This window comes from Jiangella endophytica, assembly GCF_003427025.1.
GTDB lineage: Bacteria > Actinomycetota > Actinomycetes > Jiangellales > Jiangellaceae > Jiangella > Jiangella endophytica.
This window is the reverse complement of the sequence record NZ_QVAI01000021.1, coordinates 89,783-115,259: the sequence shown is the minus strand read 5'-3', so window position 1 is coordinate 115,259 and position 25,477 is coordinate 89,783. Positions and strand designations below refer to the sequence as shown.

Genomic DNA, 25,477 nt, shown 5'->3' with positions numbered 1-25,477 from the left:
CGTGGGCCACTGCCCGCGGCACCGACGGGCCTGAAGGTCCTCGACACTGGGACGACGTCTCCATGCGCGCCCCGGGCGTCTGACGTCGGGCATGATGTGCCGATGCGCGTCGAGGTGCCGTGGGCGGGCGTCGGCTATCCGCGGCCGTTCCGCCGACACCAGCGTCACGCCCTCGACGCCCTCGGCGCGGCCTTCGCGGCGGGCCGGCGCCGCGCGTGGGTCGTGTTGCCGCCCGGCACCGGCAAGACCCTCGTCGGGCTCGAGGCGGCCCGCCGCCTGGAACAGCCGATCGTCGTGTTCGGGCCGAACACCGCGATCCAAGGACAGTGGATCGCGGCCTGGCGGGAGTTCACCCCGGCGCGCATCCCGGCCGGAACGGACCGGAGTCTGGAGCTTCCCGTGTCGGCCCTGACGTATCAGGCGCTGGCCACCTTCGACCCGGACGCGGAGGTCGACGAGGAGGGGCACCGGCGGGCGGGCGGCCTGCGGGACCGGCTGCACGAGAACGGCCGTGCGCTGGTCGGGGCGCTGGAGGCCGCCGGGCCTGTCACCGTCGTCCTGGACGAGTGTCATCATCTGCTCGAGGTGTGGGGCCGGCTGCTGGCCGAGCTCCTGGACGACCTGCCGCAGGCGCACGTCATCGGGCTGACCGGGACACCGCCGAACACCCTGACGGCCGATCAGGCCGACCTGGTCGAGCGGCTGTTCGGGTCGCCGCTCTACAGCACGTCGATCCCCGCCGTCGTGCGGGAGGGACACCTCGCGCCGTTCGCCGAACTGGCCTGGTTCACGTCGCCGTCGCCGACGGAGTCGCAGTGGCTGGCCGGGCAGGCCGAACGGTTCGCGGAGCTCCAGAACGACCTGCTCGCGCCGGACTTCGCCGGCATCGGCTTCCTGAGCTGGCTCGACGAGCGGTTCGTGACGCGACGGGCGAGCGACGGCGCGGCGCCGGCGCTGGCGTGGTCCAGGCTCGAGGGCGACGCGCCTGAACTGGCGGCGGCCGCGCTCCGCCTCCACCACGCCGGGCTGCTCGCCCTTCCCGACGGCGCCGTCGTGCGCGAGGAGCACCGGCACGACCCGACCGCGCAGGACTGGGTGACGCTGCTGCACGACTACGTCTCGGCCGGCCTGCTGACCTCGGACCACCCGCGCGACCGCGACGCCGTCGACGCGATCCGGGCCGCCCTGCCCGGTGTCGGGTACCAGCTCACGAAGCGCGGCATCCGCCGCGGCCGCTCCCCCGTCGACCGGGTGCTGGCCCGGAGCGAGGCGACCACCGACGCCACGGTGGAGATCCTGGCCGCCGAGACCGCGAACCTCGGCGGCCGGCTGCGCGCCCTGGTGCTGTGCGACCACGAGCGGGCCGCGGCCACCCTGCCGGCCCGGCTGCGTGGGGTCCTCGACGCCGAGGCGGGGTCGGCGCGACTCGTGCTCACCCGCCTGCTGTCCGATCCACGCACGGCGGTGCTGCACCCGGTGCTGGTCACCGGGCGTGCCGTGGCCACCGACGCGGCCACGGCACGCGAGTTGGTGTCCTTCGTGCGCGAGCACGCGCCCGGCCTGCGCCTGGACGACGTCCCGGCGCGGGCCACGGGTGCGGTCGACGTCACGGGCGGCTGGCGATCGCGGCACTGGGTGCCGCTGGTCACCCGCTTCTACGAGACCGGCGCGACACGGGCGCTCGTCGGCACACGGGCGCTGCTCGGCGAGGGCTGGGACGCCAGGGGCGTCAACACGCTCGTCGACCTCACGACCGCCACCACGCCGACGGCAGTGGTGCAGACCCGCGGCCGGGCGCTGCGCATCGACCCGGACTGGGCCGAGAAGGTCGCGCACACATGGACCGTCGTGTGCGTCTCCGAGGAACATCCCGGGGGCACGAGCAGCTGGGACAGGTTCGTCCGCAAACACGACGGCTACTTCGCCGTCACCGACTCCGGCGAGATCGCCTCCGGGGTCGGCCACGTCGACCCCCGGCTCTCGCCGTTCGCGCCGCCGCCGGTGGCCGAGTTCGCCGCCGAGAACGCCATGATGCTGGCCCGGGCGCAGGACCGGGACCGGGTGCGGGCGCTGTGGGAGGTCGGCACGCTGTACCGCGACGAGCTGGTGCACACCATCCGGGTGACCCCGCGCCGCGGCCGGCCGCCCGGCTGGGCCGCGCCGGCCGAGTCCGTCCCCGCCCGGAGACCACCCGTCCTGGTGCCCGCGTCGCACGGCGCCGTCCGGGCCGGCTCGGGGCCGGACACCTCTCCTGTGCGAGGGCGCGCAGCCGCGGGTGGCGGGGCGGTGCTGACCGCCGTGCTGACGGCCGTCCTCGCCTCAGCTGCACTGTGGTGGCCGGCCGTCCTGACGCTGCTCCTCGCCGCCGTGGCCGGCGGCCTGCTCGTCCGCCACACTCGCGCGGCCCAGCTCGCCGCCGGCCGGGACCTGGCCGAGCTGGCCGCCGGGCCGGACCCGCTCGCCTTCGCCTCCGCCGTCGCCGACGCCCTCCACGAGGCAGGCCTCTCGGACGTCGGCGCCGACGCGGTGACAGCCGCAGTCGAGCGGGACGGCACGTATCGCGTCGTCCTCGCCGGGGCGAGCGCGGAGACGTCCTCGCTGTTCGTCACCGCGCTGGACGAGCTGCTCGCGCCGCTGGTCTCACCCCGCTACGTGGTGCCGCGCCACCTCGTCGAGCCGCTGCCGGCGACACCCGACGCGCTGCGCCGGGCCGGCCGGGCCTGGCTCTCGGGTCACGCGCCGCCGAACGCGGTCGTCTACCACGCGGTGCCGTCGGTCCTGGGCGCCAACGTGCGCAGGGTGCGTGCCTTCGTCGCGGCCTGGCACCGCTGGGTGAGCGGCGGCGAACCCGTGCGCACCGCCACGCCCGAGGGCGAGGGCATCCTCGTCACGCATCGCGGCCTCGACCCGTTCGCCGCGACGACCGCGCTGCGCGTCGCGTGGCGCTGACGCGTTGGGCGCGAGAGAAGGCCCACCGTCGATGTGCGTCATGATGGCGCTGTGATCACTGCAGGGCGGGCGGCGGGCCGGTGGGTCCGTGAGCACCCGGGCCACGTCGTCGACCTGTTCGTGTACGTCGTCGTGCTCAACCTGGCGATCGAGTACGTCCCCTCCGTGATCAGCGAGGGCTTCACGCTCTCGCTGCTCACAGCGGTGCTGCTCAAGCTGGCCCTCGAGGTCGTCATCGCCGTCAAAGGCAGGATCGTCGCCCGGTTCCACGCGGCGGCGACGCGGGGCGGGAAGGCCGCGGCCGGCCTGTCGTTGTGGGCGGTGGCGGCGGGAAGCAAGTTCGTCGTCCTCGAGCTGGTCGACCTGGTCTTCGGCGACGCGGTGAGCCTGGGCGGGTTCTTCTCGGTGACGCTGCTGGTCCTGGTCCTGCTCGCGTCGCGCGCCGCCGTCCGCCGTCTCCTCGGCCTCGAGGAGACGGCGGTCCCGGATCGACTCTGATCAGTCGGCCACGGCGGCAGGCTCACTCGCCGGGGCGGCGGCAGCGGATGCTCGCTCATCCGCAGGCCGCGGCGGGCCGTGGATCCGCAGCCGGCGGACGGCCCATGCGCCCTCGTGGCGGGCCGGGGCCGTCACCGTGTCAGCTGCCGAAGGACAGGCCGCGCGCCTCGAGCTCGTCGGTGAGAATGCGGACCGACCTCGGCCCGACCCCGTGGATGGCGAGCAACTGCTTCGGCGTCACCGCGGTGAGCTGGTCGTAGCGGGTGTAGCCGTTCAGCGCGAGTTCCCGGCGGGCGGTGCGGCCGATGGCCTGCGGATACTCCGTCGGGACGGGGGAGTCCTGGGGTGGCATGGGCGTCCTCTCCTTCGGCTGCCGTCGATCGTAGGGGCCGCCTCCGACAGTCCACCGGCCGGCAGAATGGTCGCCGTGCCCGCGCCACCGACCGTCGTCGTGCTCACCGGGCTGCCCGGCAACTGCTGCTCGGCCAGTCCGCGGTCGCCGACTGCCTGGTGGACGACGCGGTGCTGCGGCACTGGCGCGGCCTCGCCGACGAGCACGGAGCGCGGCTGGCGGTCGTCGAGCACTTGTCCCTCGACACCGCCGCGATGGACGCCGACGCCGCGCTCGCCCGCGTCCTCGCCCACGCCGGCGCGGCATAGGCGCGGCCCGCAGGTGGTTGTCACGATCATGACCGACAGCAGTGCAGCTCTCGACCACCTGAACCGCACCGGCACCGTCCGGCTGGCGACGCGGACCGAGGACGGCCGCGAGATCGTCACGAAGATCTGGGCCGTCGTCGTCGACGGCGAGGCCTACATCCGCAACGGCTACGGCGACTCCTCCAGGTGGTACGCCCGCATCCGGCGCACCGGCCGGGCCGCGTTCGTCGACGGGACCACCCGCTACGACGTCGCCGCCGAGCCGGTCACCGACGAGGCGACGAACGTCCTGATCGACGACGCCTACAGCCGCAAGTACGCCGGCTCCGGCTCGGCCCTGCGCATGATGATCACCGGCGACGTCCGCACGTCCACGCTGCGGGTGACGCCGGTCTAGACGAGTGGGCCCGATTGTCGGTGGTGGGGCCGCAGCGTGCTTGTCGACCGCGATGATCATCAACGATCGCGGACAACACCAGGCGTTCTCCCGCTCCACCAGGCATGCATGCCTCGTGACGCGCCAGAACGCCTCATAGCCCTGCCTCCAGTGGAGGCCTCATGCGGACCGGTCACCTCGGCAAGGCTCACCGCTCCGCAACCCGGACGAGTCAGACGGCCGGGCGACGATGGACCTTGCCAAGGACAAGGACCAGCGCGCTGAACAGTCGCTCCTTCATCCCTCACGACCACGGGAGTTCATTCGGGCTCACTCCTCGAGGATCGGTCCACCCCGCCGAGGCGGACCAGGCGGGACTCTCCCGACCCGACGGGCGCGCCGCAGGCCGCGCACACGGCCGCGAGATGCAGCTCCGCGCCGCAGGAGTGCTCCCACACGGTCGGCGGCGGGCCCTGCGTGACGTAGCGGTCGCCCCACTCCATCAGCGCGAGCAGCACCGGTTGCAGCGCCCGCCCGGCCTGCGTCGGCAGGTACTCGTACCGCTGTGGCTGCTCCGAGTAGAGCCGTCGCTCCAGCACGCCCGCCTCGACCAGGGTGCGCAGCCGGGTGGCCAGGATGTCGCGGCTGCCGCCGGTGGCGGCGGCGATCGCGTCGAAGCGGAGGTTGCCCAGCAGCACCTCGCGCAGCACCAGCAGACTCCACCGCTCGCCGACCACGGCCAGCGCGTTGGCGATCGAGCACTCCCGCGCCGACGACGAGGTCACGCCGCGCCGTCCAGCCGCTCGACGATGGTCGCGTTGGCGAGGCCGCCGGCCTCGCACATGGTCTGCAGCCCGTACCGGCCGCCGGTCTGCTCGAGCACCGACAGCAGCGTGGTCGTCAGGCGTGCGCCGCTCGCGCCCAGCGGGTGCCCGATGGCGGTGGCGCCGCCGTTGACGTTCACCGTGGCGGGGTCGGCGCCGGTCTCGTCCAGCCAGGCCAGGACGACGCTGGCGAACGCCTCGTTCACCTCGAACGCGTCGATGTCGGCCAGGGTCAGCCCGGCGCGGTCGAGCACCTTGCGCGTCGCCGGGATGATGCCCAGCAGCATGAGCAGCGGGTCGGCCCCGGCGACGGCGAACGAGTGCAGCCGGGCACGCGGCCGCAGCCCGAGCCGTCGCGCCGTCTCGCGCTCGACGATCAGCACCGCCGCCGCGCCGTCGTTGACCGGCGACGAGTTGCCGGCGGTGACCTGCCAGCCGATCTCCGGGAAGCGCCGCTCCCACACGTCGGCCCAGAAGGACGGCTTCAGCCCGGCCAGTGCCTCGGCCGACGTGTCCGGCCGGACCGACTGGTCGACCGTGAGGTCGGCGCCGGGGACGGGGACCACCTCGGCGGCGAACCGGCCGTCGCGCCAGGCGGCGGCCGCACGCTGGTGACTGGCCAGCGCGAACTCGTCCAGCCGCTCGCGCGGCAGGGCGTAGCGGGCCGCGATCAGCTCGGCGCTGACCCCCTGCGGCACGAGCCCGTCCGGATAGCGCTGCGCGATGCCCTCGCCGAGGAAGTCGCGACCGGCCGCCTGGCTGCCGATGGGGACCCGGCTCATCGACTCGACGCCGGACGCGATGGCGACGTCGTAGGCGCCGCTGATGACGCCCTGCGCCGCGAAGTGGACGGCCTGCTGGCTGCTGCCGCACTGCCGGTCGACGGTGACGGCGGGCACCGACTCGGGGAACCCGGCGGCCAGCGCGGCCCAGCGGGCGGTGTTCATGCTCTGCTCGCCGATCTGCCCGACGGCGCCGCTGATGACGTCGTCGACCGCGGCCGGGTCGAGGCCGGTGCGCTCGACGAGCGCATGGAGGGCCGTGGCATGGAGGTCGACGGGGTGGACGCCGGCCAGCGCGCCGCCCGGCTTGCCCTTCCCGAGTGGCGTACGAACCGCGTCGACGATGACAGCTTCTCGCATGACACCACTCTAACTGCTGGGTTGGATAATCCAACCCACTACTTTCGCTGACCTCGTCGCCCCGCCGTCCGCCGGAAATAGACTCGCGACGTGGACGCCGACGCCATCGACCTCGACGCGTTCGAGGGCATCGTCACGCAGGCGCTGGAAGAACTGCCCGACTGGGTGCAGGAGGCCGTCGCCGGCATCGCGATCATGGTCGACGACGAGCCGCCGGCCGACTGGCACGGTCGCGGGCTGCTGCTCGGCCAGTTCCACGGGGTCGCGCGCACGCGCATCGGCGGCCGCGTGCCGGGCAGCCTGCCCGACCGCATCGAGCTGTACCGCGTCCCGATCCTGAAGGTCAGCCAGACACCCGACGACGTCGCGACGCGAGTGCGGAAGGTGCTGGGACACGAGATCGGGCACGCGTTCGGCATCGCCGAGACCCGGCTGCGGGAGCTCGGATGGTACTGACCGGGGCATTTCCGCAATTCACCCCGAACCAGGACTTTCCGCCCTCCGTCGACGGCGTCGACCATCACCCACGGCAAGGTCACGAAGACTATGTTTGCCCAGGCCAGAGGCCTCTTGCCGCAACATCTCGGCGCTGTCTACCGTACGAACGGACCACCCCTGTGGACTGAACTGACGAAATCTGCGGAACGGCTTTTGCCGCCTCCACGCGCCTGAGTAGGGTTACGCAACTGGGGGGCGATCTGTAGCGGCTTCGTGCGAATTTCGCCAGATCTCCCTCCGGACACCAGAAGGGATCTCGGTCGATCAGCAGGGCTCGGCAAGAGAAGTCGACGGGACGCCGACGTGGCCATGGGGCCAAGTCCAGCGGCCCCCGGTTCGGCGTGTCCCGGCCGTCCCCGGCCGCCTGGCTCTTCGACAAGGTCCGCCGCTACCCGGTGGTCATCGTCTGCGCGTTCGCGGCCACGCTCGGCATCACGCTGGGCAACATGCTGGTGCCCAGCATCGACCACGCGCTCGGCATCAACCGGCTGCCGTCGGCCGACCAGATCATCGCCTCGCCCGGCGACGAGCCCGACGAGTCCTCCGGTGGCGAGGGTCCCGGCGGCACCCCGGCCGAGGGCGACGACGACGGCTCCGCCTCCGCCGACCCCGACGATCAGGGCGACGACGGCAACGGCGGCGGCCAGTCCGGCGGCGGCGGTGACTCCTCCGACGAGCCCGACGCGGAGCCGGGAGGCGGCGACGGCACCGGGTCCGGCGACGGCGACACCGGCGACCCGTCCGAGAACCCCGGCGAGACCGAGACCGGCCGTCCCGACGACACTCCGTCCGACGAGGGCGACCCGTCCGACGAGCCCAGCGGCGACGCCACCGAGGTGCCCGGCATCGAGCTGCCGACCAACCGGCCGACCAGCTCGCTGCCCGATGACGACGACCCCACGCCCACCGACAGGCCGACCATCAGCAAGCCGACCGAGAAGCCGACGGCGGACGACGACGAGGCGTCGGACGACGAGGACGACGAGGACGGCGGCATCTGCCTCGAGATCGACCTGTCGCCGCTCGAACTGGCGCTCTGCCTGCTCGGCGGCGGCCAGGCCAGCCCGTCGCCGCTCCCGCACCTGCCGATGCCCTCGGCCACGCCCACCCCGACGCCGACGCCGACACCCGAAGAGACGCCCACCCCTGAGGGGTAGGACACCGGGCGTCCTCCGGCTCCACCTGGCAGGCATGCCTGGTCATGCGCCAGAACGCCTCGTCCCGGCTCGGCTCCCCGACGGCTCGGACCCACTCGTCCAGAGTCAGCCGAAGGTGTGGTCCAGGTGGGCCAGCCCCAGCCGGGCGTACTCCGCGGCGCCGCTCTCGACGCCGTAGGCGATGTCCTCCAGCAGTGCGCACCGCGCGTAGAACACGACCCGCTCGGGTGCGACGGCGTCCGCGTCGCCGTCGTACGACCCGGCGATGCGCTCGACGACGTCCGGGCCGAGGTCACGGTAGAGCCGGCCGAGGTCGACGGCGGGATCGGCGATCGCCGCGTCGGTCCAGTCGATGACGCCGGTGATCGCCGCGCCGTCGGCCAGCACGTGCTCCGCGCCGAGATCGTTGTGGCAGAACGTCAACCGGCGGGCCGGGCCGGGCGGCGGCGCGGCGAGGAACGTCTCGACCCTGGTGCGGTCCGCCGGCGCGATCACCTCGGCCGCCGTCTCGTACGACTCCGCCGCGTCGGCCAGCCACTGCTCGCCCGGCGCGCCGTCGGTCTCGACCAGCGCGGACAGCGTGCCGTCGGCGTCGGCGTGGAGGCCGGTGAGGAACCGCGCGAGCGGCTCGGCCAGGGCCGCCGGGTCGGCGACCGGACGGAACAGCAGCGGCGCGCCGGTCAGCCGCCGGTACGCGAGGATCCCGGTCGGCTCGTCCACGAACACCGGCTCCGGCACCGGCAGGCTGGACACCGCCGCGACCGCCGTCAGCAGCGCCGCCTCGTGCCGTGCCGCCGCCAGCCGCACACCGGGGTCGTCGTCGCGGGAGCGGCGCAGGACCAGCTCACCGCCGGCCTCGTAGGCGACGTTGTCCAGGCCGGCGCCGAGCGGCACGACCGGCGCGCCGGCGAGACGGGGCAGCTGGCGCCCGAGCGCCGCGCGAATGTCGTCGAGCATGCTGGCGAACGTACCCGGCGTCGGAGAGACTGCAAGACATGCCGAGCAAGGTCAACGTCGACGTCGAGGGCCGCACCCTGGGTCTGAGCAACCTCGAGAAGGTGCTCTACCCGGAGACCGGCACGACCAAGGGCGAGATCATCCAGTACTACACGCACGTCGCGCCGGTGCTGCTGCCGCACCTGCGCGACCGCCCGGTCACCCGCAAACGCTGGCCCAACGGCGTCGAGGAGGCCAGCTTCTTCGAGAAGAACGCGCCGCGCGGCACGCCGTCGTGGGTGCGGACGGCCGAGCTGCCGTCGCCCGGCTCGACGATGGACCGCGAGACCGTCGTCTACGTCATGGCCGACGACCTCGCGACGCTGGTGTGGCTGGCGAACCTCGCCGTCCTCGAGCTGCACGTGCCGCAGTGGACCGTCGGCGCCGACGGCAAGGGCACCCACCCGGACCGCCTGGTCGTCGACCTCGACCCGGGCGAACCGGCGAACATCATCGAGTGCTGCCAGGTCGCACTGCTGCTCGGCGAGCTGTTCGACGACGCCGGCCTGGCGTCCTACCCCAAGACCAGCGGGTCGAAGGGGATGCAGATGTACGTCGCGCTGGACGGCTCGGCGACCGACGACGAGGTCAGTGGGTACGCGCGCGGGCTGGCGCAGCGGCTGGAGCGCGAGCACCCGAAACTGGTGATCTCGCGCATGGAGCGGGCCGCGCGCGGCGGCAAGGTGTTCATCGACTGGTCGCAGAACAACGGCGCGAAGACGACGATCGCCCCGTACTCCGTCCGCGCCCGGGCCCACCCGACGGTGTCGACACCGGTCACCTGGGACGAGGTCGAGCAGGGCGCCCGGTCGACGGCGCGCAAGCGGCTGCCGCTGCAGTTCGACATCGACGACGTCCTCGGCCGCCTCGCCGACGACGGCGACCTCCTCGAGCCGATGCTCACCGAGGCGCACGCCCTCCCCACCGGCTGACCGTCCCGGCCCGACCTCCACCCCCGTCCAACGTCCACCCCCGGCCCACTGTCGATCATGGAGAAGTCGTGACTCCCCGTCACTCGGAACCCCGACTTCTCCATGATCAACTTGCCTGTGGATAACGCTGATCAAGATCATCCGGGACCGGTCATGATCGGGCGATGCCACGCCGCGTCGTCATCCCCGAACCGTTCTGCTCGCGACCCTTCCGCGTCCGCCACGCGAGGTCGGCGGGCGTACCCGTCGACGTCCTCGACGGGCCGCGGTTCCGGCGGCCGTTCCGCGGTGTGCGCGTCCCCGCATCGCTGCCGGACACACTCGTCACGACGTGCCGGGCCGCCCGCCTCGCACTCCCCCGCGAGGTCGCGTTCAGCCACGAAACCGCCGCGTTGCTGTGCGACCTGCCTGTCGCGGAGTTCGACGGACGCGTCGACGTCATCGTGCCGCCCGGCGCCGTAGTGCCGCGTCTGGATCGAACCGACGCCCGCACCGGACTGGACCCGGGCACCGTCATCGACGTCCACGGCCTGCCGGTCGTCGCGCCGGAACGCACGTTCGTCCACCTGGCCGCCACCTGGCGGCTGGATGACCTCGTCGCACTCGGCGACGCCATGCTGCGCCGCTGGACCACGCCCGAAGGTCTGCACGACGAGGTCTGCGGGCTGACCCGACGGCGGGGCATCGTCCGTGCCCGCGAGGCGCTCCGAATGATCCGTCCCGGCGTCGACTCGCCCATGGAGACGCGCGTCCGCCTGCTCATCGTCGCGGCCGGCCTTCCTTGCCCCGAGGTGGGAGTGAACGTCATCGACGACACCGGCGCCTGGCTCGCCCGCCCCGACCTGTCGTACCCGCGGCTGCGCATCGCCATCGAGTACGACGGCGATCACCACCGCACCGACCAACGCCAATGGCGTCGCGACCGGTTCCGCGACGAACAACTGCGCGACGCCGGCTGGATCGTCATCGTGCTCACCGCCGACGACGTCCTCCGTCACCGTCAGCGGACCATCGACCGCATCCGCCGCCACGTCCAACTCCGCTCCGCAGCCATCGGCTGATCATGGAGAAGTCGGGGTTCCGAGCGGCGGAGAACCCCGACTTCTCCATGATCAACGGGTCGACGCGGGCTGTGGGCGGCAGGGCCACGGCGGCGGGCGAGACAGCGACGAGGCGCGGGCCGCGGGTCAGCCGTAGCTGACCGGACCCTCGGGCAGGCCGGGCAGCAGCTCCTGGACCTCGTCGCGGCTCAGGCCGGTCGCCAGCAGGACGTCGACCGCGAGGGACCGGACCTGGGCGATCACGACCTGCCCGGCGAAACCGCCGGTGTGGTCCAGCGCCTCGGTCGCCATGCGGGCGGACTCGACGGCGGACACGCGGGCCTCGCTCGGCTCGTCGCCGCGTTCGAGGTCGATGCGGAGCAGGCGGACGGCACCGGCCAGCGCCCGCAGCGACTGCGGCAGCACCCGCGGCACCGGCTCGTCGCGCTGCAGCAGGCTGATGACGTGCCGGCACAGCACGCGGGTGTTGCGGGTCATGTAGTCCAGCGGCGTGGCGACGTCGAGGTAGGCGGCGAGGTGGCCGCGCTTCTGCCAGCGGACCGGCGCGATGCGGGCCACCTCGTTGGCCCCCTCCAGCGCGGAGTGCATGGCGTCGACGTCGGTCTGAGTGTCGCGGGCGCGCTCCAGCGCCTCGGTGGCCGCGCTCCGGTCGCGCTCGGCCAGGGCATGCGCCGAGGACTCCATGACCTCAGCGACGGTGGTGAGCAGCGGGTCGATCTGCCGCCGCGCCGCCACGACCGGGTTCAACGGCAGCAGCACGATGCTGATGACCAGCCCGACGCAGCAGCCGATCAGCGCGTCGACGAACCGGTCGAGGTTGAGGCCGTCGGGCACGGCCGGCGCCAGCGCGACGACGAGGACGGCGGACGCCGCGGCCTGGGTGACGATCAGCGGGCCGCCGTTGACCAGCACCGCCGCGATCATCGCCAGCGCGACCACGACCGCCAGCTGCACGACGCCGCCACCGATCCACGACACCAGCAGGTCGCCCACCAGCACGCCGACCGCCACGCCGCCGACCAGCTCGAGCACCCGCGGCAGCCGCTGGCCGAGCCCGCCGCCCAGGATGATCAGCGCGGAGATCGGCGCGAAGAACGGCTGGGCGTGGTCGATCGGCGGGATCGTCGCCAGCCACCAGGCCAGCGCCGCGCCGAGCGCCGACTGCACGATCGGCAGCGCCGTGAGCCGGACCCGTCGCAGCCGCGTACCGGCACTCTCCTTGGACCGCTGCGCGAGCGCCTCGAGCGCCTCATCACGTCGCTGCGACGACGGGTTGTCGGGCGGTCCGGGCACATCCCCGATCGTAGAGCGCCGGGGCACCGCCGGGTGACTACAGGTAGAGGCCGGTCTGCCCGTCGCTGAGCCGCTCGGACGCGACGGCATGCAGGTCGCGCTCGCGCAGCAGCACGTACGTCTCGCTGCGCACCTCGACCTCGGCCTTGTCCTCGGGGTCGAACAGCACGCGGTCACCGACCTCGACGGTGCGCACGTTGGCGCCGACCGCGACGACCCGCGCCCAGGCCAGCCGCCGTCCCATGGCGGCCGTGGCCGGGATGACGATGCCGGCGGACGAGCGGCGCTCGCCGTCCTCGCCGTCCTGCGAGACCAGCACGCGGTCGTGCAGCATGCGGATGGGCAGCTTGTCGGGGTCCTGGGAGGTCACAACAGTAGAGAGTACGTCCGGATGAGGGTGGTCAGCGCCGCCGTGCCCGCCACAGCAGCAGCCCGACCACCAGCGCCGCACCGGCGGCGGCGCCGAGCACCTCGAGCCGGGGGTTGCCCTCGGGCGTGGTCAGCCGCGCCCGCAGGCTCGCCGTCGAGTCCTTGACCAGCCGGGACGGCGCCAGGCGCGAGGTCAGGTCGTCGATGTTGGCGGCCAGCCGCTCGGTGCGGGCGGCGATGTCGGTCTCGATCTGGCGCACGCTGCGGCCACGCTTGGCCAGCTCGGCCTGCACCTCCGGCGCCATCGGCACCGGCTGTCGCGACGCCGGCAGCACCGGCTCGGTCGGTTTCTGATCCGCGGCGGACACGGATCTACCGTACCGATGCGACCGCCCACCCGTATGGATACGGTGTGAACGTGACTGACTCGCGACTCTCCACGGGCGACGCCGCGCCCGATTTCACGCTTCCCGACGCCGACGGCAAGCCCGTCTCGCTCACCGACTACCGGGGGCAGCGGGTCGTCGTCTACTTCTACCCCGCCGCGATGACTCCGGGCTGCACCACACAGGCCTGCGACTTCCGCGACAACCTCGCGTCGCTGCAGGGCGCCGGCTACGCCGTCCTCGGCATCTCCCCCGACGCGCCGGCCAAGCTGGCGCAGTTCCGCGAGCACGATCACCTCACGTTCCCGCTGCTGTCCGACGTCGACCGCACGACGCTCGAGGCCTACGGCGCGTTCGGTGAGAAGAAGCTGTACGGCAAGGTCGTGCAGGGCGTCATCCGGTCGACGTTCGTCATCGACGCCGACGGCAAGGTCGAGAAGGCCATGTACAACGTCAAGGCGACCGGGCACGTCGCCAAGCTCCGACGCGATCTGGGGCTCGACGCGGCGTGACACGTGCCCGCCTGCGCACCGTCCTCGCCGTCGCGCTGATCGTCCTCGGCACGCCGCTGCTCCTGGCCGGCGCGGCGACCGCGATCTACGTCGGTCCCGACGACACCGTCGAGTACGCACGCGCCGACGTCTCCGGTGAGGGCTCGGTCGCGGCCACCGCGGTGGGCATCGCGACGGTGACCGGCCCCGTCCTGCACGTCAGCGCGCGGACGGCCGACGACAGCGACGTGTTCGTGGGCGTCGCGCACCGCATCCACGTCGACTCCTACCTCGACGGCGTGGGCCAGCAGACGGTGACGGCGGCGGACCTGCGCGGCGAGGTGACGTCGTCGTCGGAGCCGGGCAGTCCCGCGCCGGCCGCGCCGCCCGGCGACCTGGACTGGTGGGAGTCGAGCTCGTCCGGGCCCGGCTGGCGTGGCGTCTCGTACGAGCTGACCGACGAGCCGGTCCGGGTCGTCGTCATGTCACCGTCGGCGTCGGGTGAGGCGCTGGACGTCGAGCTGAGCTTCGGCGCCGAGGTCGACGGCATCTTCCTGACCGGTGTGCTGGTGGGTGCGGGCGGGCTGCTGCTGATCGCCGGCGGCGTTCTGCTGATCTGGCTGCGGCGGCGACGGCGCAGGCGTGCGCTGCGCGCCGTCCCCGACGACGAGAAGGCCCCCGAGGAGAAGAAGGACGAGCCGCCGAAGCCGCCCGAGGAGCCGGGCGAGCCGGCGCCGAAGCCGGCCGAGGAACCGGCCGCGGAGCCGGCGAAGGAGACGATCGCGACCGTCACCCCGCTGCCGAAGCGGCCGCTGCCCGAGCGCACGCCGCCGCCTCCGGCGCCCGCGCCGCCGCCGAAGCCGTCCGCGCGGATCGCCGTCGTGCTCGGGCTGTCGGGTCTGGTCACCGCGTGCGCCCAGGTGCCCGGCGAGGTCGACCAGGGCGCTCGTGACGCGCTGATCCCGGCGATCACGTCCGACCGGGCCGAGGGCTTCTTCGAGCAGTACAACGAGGTCGTCGGCGCGGCCGCCGGCGGCTCCGACGCCGCACCGCTGGCCGAGGTCGAGGGCGGCGCCCTGCTGGCGACGTCGCAGTTCGCGGCCGAGGAGCAGCAGGTCACCGGCGTCGTGCCGGAGGGCCTGCCGACGTCCGTCACCCCCTCGGTGGTGCTGTCGCCGCAGGTCGGCGAGTACCCGATGTGGGCCATCGTCACCGGTGAGTCCTCCGCCGGCGGCGCGCCGTCGTGGTTCCTGCTCACCCGCGAGAACGCCGCGTCGCCGTGGCTGGCCAGCCTCGCCGTCCACCCCGCCGAGGGCACGTCCGTCACCGCCCCGCTGACCGCCGGCGGTGCCGCCGTCGTCGCCGACGACGCCGCCGCCCGCCGGGGTGACGAGGTGCTCGAGGCGCTGCGCGCCTACGGCGAGACCGGTGAGGAGCCCGAGGGCATCGACCTCACCCTCGCCGACGGCCTCTCCAACCTGCCGGGCCACGGCCTGCAGCTGGACACCGCCCCGCCGGAGTTCGGCACCGCGACCCGCAGCTGCGCCGTCGAGGATGCCGACGACGTCCACTGGTTGCAGACCGAGTACGGCGCCGTCGCGCTGGCGTCGATCAGCTGCACGCAGTCGGTGACGGTGAACCCCGGCTTCTCGGTGGTGATCGAGGCGGCCGGGCTCGGCACCATCCCCGGCGGGTCGCAGATCTCGCAGGCGGAGATCTCCCAGAACGCCACCTTCATCCTCTCCGTCGACACCGACGGCTCGGCCACGGTGGTCGGGCAGCGCATGCAGCCCATCGGCATGACCTGGTCGCTCCCCTGAGCGTCCGGCCGCACGGCGGCGCCGGGCAAGCTGCCCTACGATGGCCGGTGCGCGGGAGTGGCGGAATCGGCAGACGCGCCAGATTTAGGTTCTGGTGTCTTCGGACGTAGGGGTTCAAGTCCCCTCTCCCGCACCGGGCACTCCGTACCAGGACCGGGGTGTCAGCCCGTCGTCTTGACGTGCATCCAGAGCACGACGTCGAGGATGCGCAGGGGCGGGTCGTGCAGGTCGGACTCGCGGATCGCCGATTCCTGCGTCACCTTCTCGAGCTGCCGCCGCACGTCGGCGTCGGTGATGAGGTGCTGGTAGACGAGCCAGTCGACGCGGCGGTCCTGGCCGACGCCGAGGAGGGCGCGGGTGACGAGGGAGTCGCGGACGGGGAACAGACGGGGTCGTTTGCGGGCGCACAGCTTGGACGCCGCCACCCACTTGTTGCCGCCGAGGGCGTTCTTCAGGTGCAGGTGCAGGTTCTCGGCGGCGTCGAGGACGGTGTCGTCGGCGTCGGCGAGGTCGGTCTCGGCCGGCACCATGCGTAACGCCTTGAGGGCGTCGTTGCGGTGCGTGCCGCCCTGCAGCAGCTGCCGCCCCGCCCGCGGCCCGACGCTGATGCCGAGCAGCGACGTGGCGTAGAGGTCGGCAGCGGTGATGGAGTCGTACTCGACGGGGCCGACGGCGAGGAAGCTGCGGCCGGCGTAGTTGGAGTCGCGGTCGTAGAAGAGCCGGAGGTTCTCGACGGCGGCGGAATCCTCGAGGGCTCCCAGCGCGGCCGACCGGGCGCGGTCGAGCTGAGCGGAGGACGGCCGACGGGCGCGTGTCGGGGTCACGACGATCATCGTGACAGGGTCCCCGGACACATCCAACCCCTCTGATCGTCAAGTGGACGCAAAGATTCCGGTCGCCGCCGTGTAGAACGCGTGAAGATCCTGTCCCCGCCGGCCGGCGCGACCCTAGCGTCGTCGGCATGGAGCACTCACAGCCGTTGTTCGTCCCCGTCCGCCCGGCCGGTCAGCCGCCGACGTCATGTCGGGCCGTCGTCACCGCGCGGCTCCCGGAGGGTGGCCGCGTCGGTCTGGCCTTCACCAGCGCCGAAGCCCTCGCCGCCGCCATGGGCCCGAGCCAGCAGTGGATCCGGCTCGGCCTCGCCGCCGAGCGCGCGCTGCTCGCCCCGCTCGGTGTCGGGCGCATCCAGGTCGACCCGGTCCTCGTCGCACCTCCGGTGCCGGTGGGCGCCCGTCGTGCGGCCTGAGCGTGAGATGGACGCCGTCGACCGGGTGATCCTGGGCCAGCTGCTGCGGATCGGCCGCTCCCCGCTGCAGGTGCTCGCGCGGCGGTCCGGGCTGAGCGTGTCGGCGATGTCGGTACGGGTCCGGCGGCTGGAGGAGGCCGGCGTCATCGCCGGCTTCCGGGCCCAGGTCGACCTCGACGCCGTCGGCCGGCCGGTGCAGGCGGTGGTGCGGGTCGGGCTGGCGCCGGCGACGGAGCGGCCGATCTTCGAGAAATGGCTCGGCGGCCGGCCGGCGGTGACCGCGGCCTGGCGGCTGGCCGGCGACGCCGACTACGCGGTCCACCTGGCCTGCCGCGACCTTGGCGACCTGGACGACGAGGTGCGCGAGCTGACCGCGCACGGCGGCGCCGAACGCACGTCGACGAGCATGGTGCTGCACACGGTTCCGGACCTCGGCGGCCACCTGACCGACTGACGCTGTCGGCGACACCCCCTAGCCTGTGGGCCATGTCGTACGCGTTCCGGACCCGGCCGCTCACCGCAGAGACCTGGCCGCAGCTCGAGGAGCTGTTCGAGGTCCGCGGCAACGCGGTCGTGCGCGGCTGCTACTGCATGCACTTCCGCGCGGCGAGTCCGGAGCCCGGCGCCAAGGCCGGCCTGCGCGCCCTGGTCGACGGCGACGGCGTCACGCCCGGCCTGATCGGGTACGTCGACGACGAGCCGGCCGGCTGGATCAGCCTCGGCCCGCGGCCCGACTACCGGCGCCTCGAGCGGTCGCGCGTCATGAAGCAGGTCGACGACACACCGGTGTGGTCGGTCATCTGCACGTTCGTCGCCAGGACGTTCCGCCGCCGGGGCGTGCAGCACCGGCTGGTCGCGGCCGCCGTCGAGCACGCCCGCCAGCACGGCGCCGGCATGCTCGAGGCGTACCCCGTCGACAAACCCGAGCGCAGCCACCCCGACTCCCTGTTCGTCGGCTCCCGGTCGCTGTTCGAGCGGGCCGGCTTCACCGAGGTGGTGCGCCGCTCCCCCACCCGCGTGACGATGCGCCTCGACCTCAGCTGAGCGCCGCGAGCCCGCGCTCGATCAGCCCGGCCAGCGCCCGCTCGTGCTCGGGCGTGGGGTCCGACAGCGGCGGCCGGACGGAGCCGACGGCGCTGCCTCGCAGCCGCAACCCGGCCTTGATCAGCGAGACCGCGTAGCCCGGCCCGCGGTCGCGCAGCTCGGCGAACGGCAGGTAGAGCTCGCGCAGCAGCAGGTCGCACGTCGCGTCGTCGCCGGCCGCGAACGCCCGCCGGAACGCCACGGCGACCTCGGGCAGGAACGCGAAGACCGCCGACGAGTACCCGGTGACGCCGATGCCGCCGAACGCCCGCGCCGACAGCTCCGCCGTCGGCAGCCCGTTGAAGAACGCCCACCGGCCCTCGGCGGCCAGCACGATCTTCTGCATCGCCTCGAGGTCGCCGCGGCCGTCCTTCAGCCCGGCGACGGTGCCGACGCGCAGCAGCTCCGTGACCGTCGACGGCGACAGCGCGAGCTGGTCGCGCTGGTAGAGGACGATCGGCAGCGACGTGCTCGCGGCGACGGCCTCGACGTGTGCCACGAACCCGGCCGGCCCGCCGATGACCGACGGCGGAGGGAACAGCAGCGCCGCGTCGGCGCCGGCGGCCTCGGCCCGGCGCAAGTACTCCGCCGCGAGCGCCGCGCCGTAGCCGGCCCCGGCGATCACCGGGACCCGGCCGCCGACGACCTCGACGGCGGTCGCGACCAGCCGCTCGTACTCCTCCGGCCCGAGCGCGAAGAACTCCCCGGTGCCGCAGCCGGCGAACACCGCCCCGGGCTCGTACGGCAGCCGCTCTTCCAGGTGGGTCCGGAACGCGGCGAGATCCAGCTCGCCGTCGTCGCCGAACGGTGTGACCGGGAAGAACAGCACCCCGCTGTCGCCGAGTTCCTGCAGCACGTCACCCTCCGAAGTTCACGTATCTGAACAAGTTGATGAATGTGAACTAACCGTAGGCGGCAGCGCCTGGCAGCGTCAACGCAGACCGGGACAATGCACCCGCGGTGCCGTACCCTCGCCCATGATCGAACCGACGTGAGGGCGTGATGAGCGAGCTGACCGCGGACGAGTGGGGCGCCAGGTACGCCGCCGTACGCCCCACCTACGAGGAATGCGCGACCCGCCTGAAGGCCCTGCTCGTCGACGCACTCAAGTCCTGCGACATCGAGGTGGTCCAGGTCGAGTCGCGCGCCAAGACGGTCGAGAGCTTCGTCGAGAAGCTCACCCGGAAACGCCGCGACGACACCGACCCGATCGCCGCCATGACCGACCTCACGGGCCTGCGCGTCATCACCTACTACGCCGAGGACGTCCAGCGGGTCGGCGACCTCATCGCGCGCGAGTTCCAGGTCGACCACCAGAACTCCGCCGACAAGGTCGACGGTCTCGCGTCGGACCAGTTCGGCTACCGCTCGACCCACTACGTGGTGCGGCTCGGCCCGTCGCGGCGCGACCTGCTGGAGTGGGCCCCGTTCAAGTCGCTGAAGGCGGAGATCCAGGTGCGCACCGCGCTGCAGCACGCCTGGGCGGCGGTGAGCCACAAGGTCGAGTACAAGTCGGCCGCGCTCCCCGAGCCGGTCCGGCGCCGGCTCTACCGCCTCAGCGCCCTGTTCGAGATGGCGGACGAGCAGTTCTCCACGCTGCGCGACGAGAGCAACGCGACCGACACCGAGTACCGCGCCCAGGTGAGCCGCGGCAGCCTGGACGTCCCGGTCGACGCGTCGTCCATCGGCGCCTACCTGAGCATCACCGGCCGCGGGCAGCAACTGGCGACGTTCTTCCAGGACAACGGGTTCGACACCGACGCGCCGGTCTCCGACGACCGGCTCAAGCGCGACCGCTCGGACCTCGCGGCGGCACTCACCCGGCTCGGGCTCACCACACTGGCCGACCTCGACGAGTTCGTCTCCGACACCGCGCGGCTGCGGCCGACGCTGCGGCTGATGCTGGCCACGTTGAAGGTCGTCGACGAGCCGCCGGAGGCCTCCCTGGACGACGTGTTGACGATGCTCCTCATCGCGGCGCTGGACCACGGCAAGCGACCGGGCGTCCCGCCTTACACCAAGGAGTGGTCGGCGGCGCTGCGTCGCATGCGCGACGAGTCAGGGACGTAGCCGGCCGAGCACGGTCGCCCGCGCCGCCAGCAACGCCTCGACGATCGCCGCGCGCTTCGCGTCGGTCATCCGGGGCACCGGAACCGAGCAGCTCAGCGCGACCAGCGGCAGGTCGGCGTGCTGGAGCGCGACCGCGGCGCACTGCAGGCCGACCGTGCCCTCCTCGTGATCCTCGGCGTAGCCGGCCGCCCGCACCCGGTCCAGCTCGGCCGTCAGCGCCGCCGCCGACGTGAGCGTCGACGGGGTCAGCGCGGCGTACTCGCCCGGCAGGGCCGCCGCAAGCTCGGGCGCCGGCAGCGCCGCGAGCAGTGCCTTGCCGAGCGCCGTCGCGTAGGCCGGCATCCGCCGCCCCGGGCGGAAGCGCACCCCCAGCGCCTGCCGCGAGTACCTCGAGGCCAGGTAGAGGACGTCGCCGTCGTCGAGGCGGGCGAGGTGGACGGTCTCGTCGAGGTGCACCCGCAGCTGCGTCATGACGTCGCCGACGAGGTCGAGCACATCGGACTCGTCCAGGCCGGACAGCCCCATCGCCCGGGCGCGGTAGCCCAGCGACACGCCGTCGCGGCCGTCGTCGGCGACCCAGCCCTGATGGGCCAGCGACGCCAGCAGCGCGTGCAGGCTGCTCTTCGGCATGTCGAGGGCGCGATACAGCTCGGTGAACGACCGCGGCTCGCGCTCGGCCAGCAGCTCGACCAGCCGCAGCGCCCGCTCGGCCGACTTCACCGACGGCCCCGGCCGCTCCGACATTCCCGCCACGGCCGTCCATCCTACGAACGAGCATGTGCGTACGTCGTACGCGTACGGTGTACGCTGTCCTCATGACCATCCTCGTCACCGGTGCGACCGGAAGCGTCGGCCGCCTCGTCGTCGACCAGCTGCTCGCCCTCGGCGCCACCGACGTGCGCGCCCTCGTCCGCAACCCCGCCAAGGCCACCCTCCCCGACGGCGTCGAGGTCGTGACCGGCTACGTCGCCGAGCCCGACTCGCTGGACGGCGTCTTCGACGGCGTCGAGCGCATGTACCTCACCTCCTACTCCGACACCGCCGCGGAGGTGCTGGCCCGCGCGGAGAAGGCCGGCGTCCACCACGTCGTCAGCCTGTCCGGCGAGCGGGAGAGCTGGTGGGGCTCGATCGTCGACGACGTCGAGGCGTCCGGGGTGCCGTGGACGCACCTGTGGCCGGGCGAGTTCATGGAGAACAGCACGATCTGGGCCGACCAGATCCGCACGACCGGCCAGGTCCGCGACGGCTACGCGCGGTCCGCGAACGCCGCCATCGCGATGGACGACGTCGCCGCGGTCGCCGCCGTCGCGCTGGTCCAGGCCGGCCACGTCGGCCGGGCGTACACCCTCACCGGCCCCGAGACGCTGACCCGCGCGGAGAAGGTCGCGCTCATCGGCCGCGCGCTCGGCCGCGACGTCCCCTACGTCGAGCTGAACCGCGACGACGCGATCGCCGAGCTCAGCGCGTCCATGGGCGAGTATGCCGAGTGGTACGTCGACGGCGAGGGCGAGCAGGTCGACAACCCGCAGCAGTCCACCACCACGGTCGCCGACGTGCTCGGCCGGCCGGCCACGACGTTCTCCGATTGGGCTGTGCGTAACGCGACCCTGTTCCGTTAGGCCAGCGCCGCATTACAGTCGAAATGTGACGGTCGTCGTCCTGCTCATCGCGCTCGTCGTGGTGTTCATCCTCACGGCGACGCTCGTCTTTGCGCGGCAGCCGGCGTCCGGTACCGGGCGTGTCCGCCGGTACCGGCGCCGTGTCCGCGCGGCGCCGCGGTTCCGGCTGGAACGGCGCAGCCAGCACCGCTACGTCCTGCGCAACGACGGCGGCACGCCCGCCTACGACGTCCGGCTCGACACCCGCGACCTCACCGTCACCGAGGGCGAGACGCACCTGCGCGAGTTCGGCCCGCGACACGCCGAGCACTACCTGCTGATCCAGCCGATGCACGGACGGGTGACGGATCTCGTGGTCCGCTGGCGCACCCGGCCGGACGACGACGACGTGCAGGTCACGCCGCTGCGGCTGGACATCGAAGCGGCCTCCGAAGGCCAGGACGCCTGACCGCCCATGGCGCGCGGCACGCGGGTTCGCACCGACGCCACCCGCGGCCGCGGGTGATGACTTAAGGTCGTCCAATGCTTGGCCTGCCGGACCACATCAAGGCGTGTCTGTTCGATCTGGACGGAGTGCTCACACCCACCGCGGAAGTGCACAAAGCCGCCTGGAAAGCGACGTTCGACGCGTTTCTCCGCGACCGCGCCGAACGCTCGGACGAACCCTTCGCACCCTTCGACATCGAGGGCGACTACAACGTCTACGTCGACGGCAAGCAGCGAGCCGACGGCGTGCGGTCGTTCCTCGCCTCCCGCGGCATCACGCTGCCCGAGGGCACACACGACGATCCCGGCACCGCCGACACCGTGAACGGCCTCGGCAACCGCAAGAACGTCGTGCTGCTGGAGCGGCTGCGCGAGGTCGGCGTGAGCCCGTACCCGGGCTCGCTCACGTACCTGCGGGCCACCGCCGACGCCGGGTTGCGCCGGGCGGTGGTGTCCGCCAGCGCGAACTGCCGCGAGGTCGTCGCGGCCGCCGGCATCGCCGACCTGCTGGAGGTCCGCGTCGACGGCCTCACCGCGCGCGAGGAGGGGTTGCGGAGCAAGCCGCAGCCCGACGCCTTCCTCGCCGCGGCCGAGCGGCTGGGCGTCGCGCCCGGCGAGGCCGCGGTGTTCGAGGACGCGCTCGCCGGTGTCGAGGCGGGCCGCGCCGGCGACTTCGGGTTCGTCGTCGGAGTGGACCGCGTCGGCCAGGCCGGCGCGCTGCGCGAGCACGGCGCCGACATCGTCGTCGCCGACCTCGGCGACCTGCTGGTGGAGGCCGCCCGGTGATCCGCGAGAGTGCCTACCCGTGTGAGCCCTGGCGCATCCGCGAGGCCACGCTGGACCTCGACCTCCTGGCGCAGTCCGAGTCGGTGTTCGCGCTGTCCAACGGCCACATCGGCCTGCGCGCCAACCTCGACGAGGGCGAACCGCACGGGCTGCCGGGCAGCTACCTCAACTCCTTCTACGAGCTGCGCCCGCTGCCGTACGCCGAGGCCGGTTACGGCTATCCGGAGCAGGGCCAGACCATCGTCAACGTCACCAACGGCAAGCTGATCCGGCTGCTGGTCGACGACGAGCCGTTCGACGTCCGCTACGGCGACGTGCGCGAGCACGAGCGCGTGCTGGACCTGCGGGCCGGCACGCTCGACCGCACGGTCGAGTGGGTGTCGCCCGCCGGCCAGGCGGTGCGCGTGCGGTCGACCCGGCTGGTGTCGTTCACCCAGCGCGCCGTCGCCGCGATCTGCTACGAGGTCGAGCCGGTCGAGAACGAGGCCCGGGTCGTCATCCAGTCCGGGCTGGTCGCCAACGAGGAGCTCCCGGTCACGAAGAAGGACCCGCGCGTCGCGGCGTTGCTGGAGGAGCCGCTGGAGTCCGAGCAGCACCTCGCCAACGGCGCGGGCGGCCTGCTGATCCACCGGACGAAGGCCAGCGGGCTGCGCATGGCGGCGGCGATGACCCACGTCGTCGAGGGCCCGGACCGCACGGTGGTCAGCACCGAGGCGTTCCCCGACTGGGCGCGCACCACCATCGCCTGCGTGCTCAAGCCCGGCGAGAAGCTGCGCGTCATCAAGCTGCTCGCATACGGCTTCTCCAGCCAGCGGTCGCTGCCGGCGCTGCGCGACCAGGTCGGCGCCGCGCTGGCGTCGGCGCGGCTCAGCGGCTGGGACGGGCTGTGCAAGGGGCAGCGCGAGTACCTCGACGCGTTCTGGGACGCCGCCGACGTCCGCGTCGACGGCGACCCCGAGGTCCAGCAGGCGGTCCGGTTCGGGCTGTTCCACGTCCTGCAGGCCGGTGCACGCAACGAGATGCGGCCGATTCCGGCGAAGGGGCTGACCGGGCCGGGCTACGACGGCCACGTGTTCTGGGACACCGAGATGTTCGTGCTCCCGGTGCTGATCTACACCCAGCCCGACGCGGCGGCGCAGGTCCTGCGCTGGCGGCACGCGACTCTCGAGCTCGCCCGGGAGCGGGCGCGGACCCTCGGACTGAAGGGCGCCGCGTTCCCATGGCGCACCATCCGGGGCCACGAGACGTCGGGCTACTGGCCGGCCGGCACCGCGGGCTTCCACATCGGCGCGGGCATCGCCGACGCCACGATGCGCTACATCGAGGCCACCGGCGACGAAGCGTTCGAGCGCGAGGTCGGGGTCGAGCTGCTGGTCGAGACCGCACGCCTGTGGCGTTCGCTCGGCCACCACGACCGCCACGGCGCGTTCCACATCGACGGCGTGACCGGCCCCGACGAGTACTCCGCGGTGGCCAACGACAACGTCTACACGAACCTCATGGCGCAGCGGAACCTGATCGGCGCCGCCGACGCCGTCCTCCGTCACCCCGAGGTCGCCGCCGCGCTGGAGGTCGACGACGAGGAGACGGCGTCCTGGCGCGACGCCGCGGCCGCCATGACCGTCCCGTACGACGACGAGCTCGGCGTGCACCAGCAGTCCGAGGGCTTCACCCGGTTCCAGGAGTGGGACTTCGAGGCGACCGCCCCCGACGACTACCCGCTGCTGCTGACCCACCCGTACTTCGACCTGTACCGCCGTCAGGTCATCAAGCAGGCCGACCTCGTGCTGGCCATGCACTGGCGCGGCGACGCGTTCACGCCGGCGGAGAAGGTCCGCAACTTCAGCTACTACGAGGCCCGCACCGTCCGCGACTCCTCGCTGTCGTCGTGCACCCAGGCCGTCATGGCCGCCGAGACCGGGCATCTGGAGCTCGCGCACGACTACCTCGGCGAGGCGGCGCTGACCGACCTGCACGACAGCCACTCCAACACCAGCGACGGCGTGCACCTGGCGTCGCTGGCCGGGGCGTGGCTGGGCCTGGTCGCGGGCTTCGGCGGGATGCGTGACCACGGTGGCGTGCTGTCGTTCGCGCCACGCCTGCCGAGCCGCATCGACCGGCTGGACTTCTCGCTGCTGTGGCGCGGGCTGCGGCTGCGAGTGAGCGTGCGGCCGAACGAGGTCACGTACTACCTGCGCGAGGGCGACCACGAGGACGGCTCCCGGCTCGAGCTGCTGCACCACGGCGAGCCGGTCACCGTGCGCATCAGCGCGCCGGTCACCGTCTCGATCCCGCCGGCTCCGCCGCACGAGCCCGAGCCACAGCAGCCGGCCGGACGCGCTCCGGTCCGCCGTGGCACCCACCCGGCGGCGGCTGCGGCGGGCTGAGCGAGGGTGCGGGGGGACGGCTTCCCCCGCACCGCTGCCGCGACGACGTCGGCAGGTCGCGCGTCGTGGTAGGCATGACCCGCCCGGTTGGGTGGGTGACCCACCCTACGGGCGGGCACCGACAGGGTCGCCGCGTTCGGGGGACGCCGGTAGGGGTGGGCGCGAGCGGCCGAGCCGGCAACACCCGCAGCGGACCCGAGCAGTGCTTCGGGGACGCCGGCAGGGGTAGGCACGGGCGGCCGAGCCGGCAACGAGCGAGGCGTGCGGGGCCGGCGTCCCCGCGCCCGTCCCCGCGCCCGTCCCCGCGCCCGAACCTCGGCGCCCCAGCCCACCCCGGAATAACCAGAT

The 25,477-nt window shown here is 73.1% G+C and carries 28 protein-coding genes and 1 tRNA gene; 19 read left to right on the top strand and 10 right to left on the bottom strand.

The features are described from left to right. The first annotated feature begins 102 nt into the window (after positions 1-102). Positions 103-2,949 carry a DEAD/DEAH box helicase family protein gene (locus DZA62_RS30425; protein WP_116952710.1) on the top strand — a complete coding sequence of 949 codons (2,847 nt, stop codon included), beginning with the start codon at positions 103-105 and terminating at the stop codon, positions 2,947-2,949. Positions 2,950-3,000: 51 nt separating this feature from the next. Further along, a complete protein-coding gene (locus tag DZA62_RS30420) occupies positions 3,001-3,447 on the top strand; it encodes a hypothetical protein (RefSeq protein ID WP_116952709.1) in 447 nt (148 codons plus the stop codon). A 139-nt stretch (positions 3,448-3,586) separates the two neighbouring features. On the opposite strand, the gene DZA62_RS30415 is transcribed toward DZA62_RS30420, so the two are convergent. Further along, positions 3,587-3,799 (bottom strand): helix-hairpin-helix domain-containing protein, encoded by a 213-nt coding sequence (locus DZA62_RS30415; protein WP_116952708.1) that lies wholly within the window; start codon positions 3,797-3,799, stop codon positions 3,587-3,589. A 158-nt stretch (positions 3,800-3,957) separates the two neighbouring features. Between DZA62_RS30415 and DZA62_RS36030 the strand changes: the two genes are divergently transcribed. Then, positions 3,958-4,107, top strand: coding sequence for a hypothetical protein (locus tag DZA62_RS36030; RefSeq protein WP_157988005.1), 150 nt, complete (start codon positions 3,958-3,960; stop codon positions 4,105-4,107). Positions 4,108-4,135: 28 nt separating this feature from the next. Beyond that, entirely contained in the window at positions 4,136-4,504 is a 369-nt protein-coding gene (locus DZA62_RS36025) for a DUF2255 family protein (RefSeq protein WP_157988004.1), read from the top strand. 299 nt (positions 4,505-4,803) lie between these two features. On the opposite strand, the gene DZA62_RS30405 is transcribed toward DZA62_RS36025, so the two are convergent. Continuing rightward, positions 4,804-5,268 carry a winged helix-turn-helix transcriptional regulator gene (locus tag DZA62_RS30405; RefSeq protein WP_116952706.1) on the bottom strand — a complete coding sequence of 155 codons (465 nt, stop codon included), beginning with the start codon at positions 5,266-5,268 and terminating at the stop codon, positions 4,804-4,806. Continuing rightward, positions 5,265-6,449: a thiolase family protein gene (locus DZA62_RS30400; protein ID WP_116952705.1), complete on the bottom strand. Its 1,185-nt coding sequence runs from the start codon at positions 6,447-6,449 to the stop codon at positions 5,265-5,267. The genes DZA62_RS30405 and DZA62_RS30400 overlap by 4 nt, the downstream gene beginning before the upstream one ends. Before the next feature lie 90 nt (positions 6,450-6,539). Here DZA62_RS30400 and DZA62_RS30395 point away from each other — a divergent pair, with 90 nt between their 5' ends. Beyond that, positions 6,540-6,905: a metallopeptidase family protein gene (locus DZA62_RS30395; RefSeq protein WP_116952704.1), complete on the top strand. Its 366-nt coding sequence runs from the start codon at positions 6,540-6,542 to the stop codon at positions 6,903-6,905. Between the two features lie 383 nt (positions 6,906-7,288). Next, positions 7,289-8,104, top strand: a complete 816-nt coding sequence (locus DZA62_RS30390) for a hypothetical protein (protein WP_116952703.1) — start codon at positions 7,289-7,291, stop codon at positions 8,102-8,104. A gap of 105 nt (positions 8,105-8,209) precedes the next feature. Here DZA62_RS30390 and DZA62_RS30385 read toward each other — a convergent pair whose 3' ends face one another. Beyond that, a complete protein-coding gene (locus DZA62_RS30385; protein WP_116952702.1) occupies positions 8,210-9,061 on the bottom strand; it encodes a phosphotransferase family protein in 852 nt (283 codons plus the stop codon). Positions 9,062-9,099: 38 nt separating this feature from the next. Here DZA62_RS30385 and ligD point away from each other — a divergent pair, with 38 nt between their 5' ends. Both ligD and DZA62_RS30375 read left to right on the top strand, forming a co-directional pair. Then, complete coding sequence (ligD, locus tag DZA62_RS30380; RefSeq protein WP_116952701.1) at positions 9,100-10,032, top strand: non-homologous end-joining DNA ligase; 933 nt, start codon at positions 9,100-9,102, stop codon at positions 10,030-10,032. Between the two features lie 164 nt (positions 10,033-10,196). Beyond that, entirely contained in the window at positions 10,197-11,093 is an 897-nt protein-coding gene (locus DZA62_RS30375) for an endonuclease domain-containing protein (protein ID WP_116952700.1), read from the top strand. 126 nt (positions 11,094-11,219) lie between these two features. Here DZA62_RS30375 and DZA62_RS30370 read toward each other — a convergent pair whose 3' ends face one another. The 3 genes from DZA62_RS30370 to DZA62_RS30360 form a co-directional block, all read right to left on the bottom strand. Next, on the bottom strand, positions 11,220-12,386 hold the full coding sequence (locus DZA62_RS30370; protein ID WP_198664365.1) for an FUSC family protein: 1,167 nt from the start codon (positions 12,384-12,386) through the stop codon (positions 11,220-11,222). Between the two features lie 37 nt (positions 12,387-12,423). Beyond that, a complete protein-coding gene (locus DZA62_RS30365) occupies positions 12,424-12,720 on the bottom strand; it encodes a GroES family chaperonin (RefSeq protein WP_116952736.1) in 297 nt (98 codons plus the stop codon). Between the two features lie 67 nt (positions 12,721-12,787). Then, positions 12,788-13,123 (bottom strand): DUF3618 domain-containing protein, encoded by a 336-nt coding sequence (locus DZA62_RS30360; protein WP_116952699.1) that lies wholly within the window; start codon positions 13,121-13,123, stop codon positions 12,788-12,790. Between the two features lie 50 nt (positions 13,124-13,173). On the opposite strand from DZA62_RS30360, the gene bcp reads away from it, so the two are divergent. The 3 genes from bcp to DZA62_RS30345 all read left to right on the top strand — a co-directional run bounded on the left by bcp (position 13,174) and on the right by DZA62_RS30345 (position 15,585). Further along, positions 13,174-13,653, top strand: a complete 480-nt coding sequence (gene bcp, locus DZA62_RS30355; protein WP_116952735.1) for a thioredoxin-dependent thiol peroxidase — start codon at positions 13,174-13,176, stop codon at positions 13,651-13,653. Then, positions 13,650-15,452 carry a hypothetical protein gene (locus DZA62_RS30350; RefSeq protein WP_116952698.1) on the top strand — a complete coding sequence of 601 codons (1,803 nt, stop codon included), beginning with the start codon at positions 13,650-13,652 and terminating at the stop codon, positions 15,450-15,452. The genes bcp and DZA62_RS30350 overlap by 4 nt, the downstream gene beginning before the upstream one ends. 51 nt (positions 15,453-15,503) lie before the next feature. Next, positions 15,504-15,585, top strand: a tRNA-Leu gene (locus DZA62_RS30345). A gap of 28 nt (positions 15,586-15,613) precedes the next feature. On the opposite strand, the gene DZA62_RS30340 is transcribed toward DZA62_RS30345, so the two are convergent. Next, positions 15,614-16,276 carry a DUF6308 family protein gene (locus DZA62_RS30340; RefSeq protein ID WP_157988003.1) on the bottom strand — a complete coding sequence of 221 codons (663 nt, stop codon included), beginning with the start codon at positions 16,274-16,276 and terminating at the stop codon, positions 15,614-15,616. Positions 16,277-16,413: 137 nt separating this feature from the next. Between DZA62_RS30340 and DZA62_RS30335 the strand changes: the two genes are divergently transcribed. The 3 genes from DZA62_RS30335 to DZA62_RS30325 are packed head-to-tail and all read left to right on the top strand — an operon-like array spanning position 16,414 to position 17,742. After that, positions 16,414-16,698 carry an SAV_915 family protein gene (locus DZA62_RS30335; RefSeq protein ID WP_116952696.1) on the top strand — a complete coding sequence of 95 codons (285 nt, stop codon included), beginning with the start codon at positions 16,414-16,416 and terminating at the stop codon, positions 16,696-16,698. A gap of 7 nt (positions 16,699-16,705) precedes the next feature. Continuing rightward, a complete protein-coding gene (locus DZA62_RS30330; RefSeq protein WP_116952695.1) occupies positions 16,706-17,152 on the top strand; it encodes an Lrp/AsnC family transcriptional regulator in 447 nt (148 codons plus the stop codon). A gap of 32 nt (positions 17,153-17,184) precedes the next feature. Further along, a complete protein-coding gene (locus tag DZA62_RS30325) occupies positions 17,185-17,742 on the top strand; it encodes a GNAT family N-acetyltransferase (RefSeq protein ID WP_116952694.1) in 558 nt (185 codons plus the stop codon). Here DZA62_RS30325 and DZA62_RS30320 read toward each other — a convergent pair. Then, complete coding sequence (locus tag DZA62_RS30320) at positions 17,735-18,637, bottom strand: 5-dehydro-4-deoxyglucarate dehydratase (protein ID WP_116952693.1); 903 nt, start codon at positions 18,635-18,637, stop codon at positions 17,735-17,737. The genes DZA62_RS30325 and DZA62_RS30320 overlap by 8 nt on opposite strands. 146 nt (positions 18,638-18,783) lie before the next feature. On the opposite strand from DZA62_RS30320, the gene DZA62_RS30315 reads away from it, so the two are divergent. Beyond that, complete coding sequence (locus DZA62_RS30315; RefSeq protein ID WP_116952692.1) at positions 18,784-19,851, top strand: GTP pyrophosphokinase; 1,068 nt, start codon at positions 18,784-18,786, stop codon at positions 19,849-19,851. On the opposite strand, the gene DZA62_RS30310 is transcribed toward DZA62_RS30315, so the two are convergent. Beyond that, entirely contained in the window at positions 19,840-20,595 is a 756-nt protein-coding gene (locus DZA62_RS30310; RefSeq protein ID WP_116952691.1) for an IclR family transcriptional regulator, read from the bottom strand. The genes DZA62_RS30315 and DZA62_RS30310 overlap by 12 nt on opposite strands. Before the next feature lie 71 nt (positions 20,596-20,666). Between DZA62_RS30310 and DZA62_RS30305 the strand changes: the two genes are divergently transcribed. The 4 genes from DZA62_RS30305 (at position 20,667) to DZA62_RS30290 (ending at position 25,129) form a co-directional block, all read left to right on the top strand. After that, the gene (locus tag DZA62_RS30305; RefSeq protein ID WP_116952734.1) at positions 20,667-21,470 is read left to right on the top strand and encodes an NAD(P)H-binding protein; all 804 of its coding nucleotides are present in this window, start codon (positions 20,667-20,669) and stop codon (positions 21,468-21,470) included. 25 nt (positions 21,471-21,495) lie between these two features. Beyond that, positions 21,496-21,918 carry a hypothetical protein gene (locus DZA62_RS30300; protein WP_116952690.1) on the top strand — a complete coding sequence of 141 codons (423 nt, stop codon included), beginning with the start codon at positions 21,496-21,498 and terminating at the stop codon, positions 21,916-21,918. Between the two features lie 74 nt (positions 21,919-21,992). Continuing rightward, a complete protein-coding gene (locus DZA62_RS30295) occupies positions 21,993-22,742 on the top strand; it encodes a beta-phosphoglucomutase family hydrolase (protein WP_116952689.1) in 750 nt (249 codons plus the stop codon). After that, positions 22,739-25,129, top strand: coding sequence for a glycoside hydrolase family 65 protein (locus DZA62_RS30290; RefSeq protein WP_116952688.1), 2,391 nt, complete (start codon positions 22,739-22,741; stop codon positions 25,127-25,129). The genes DZA62_RS30295 and DZA62_RS30290 overlap by 4 nt, the downstream gene beginning before the upstream one ends. Positions 25,130-25,477: the final 348 nt, after the last annotated feature.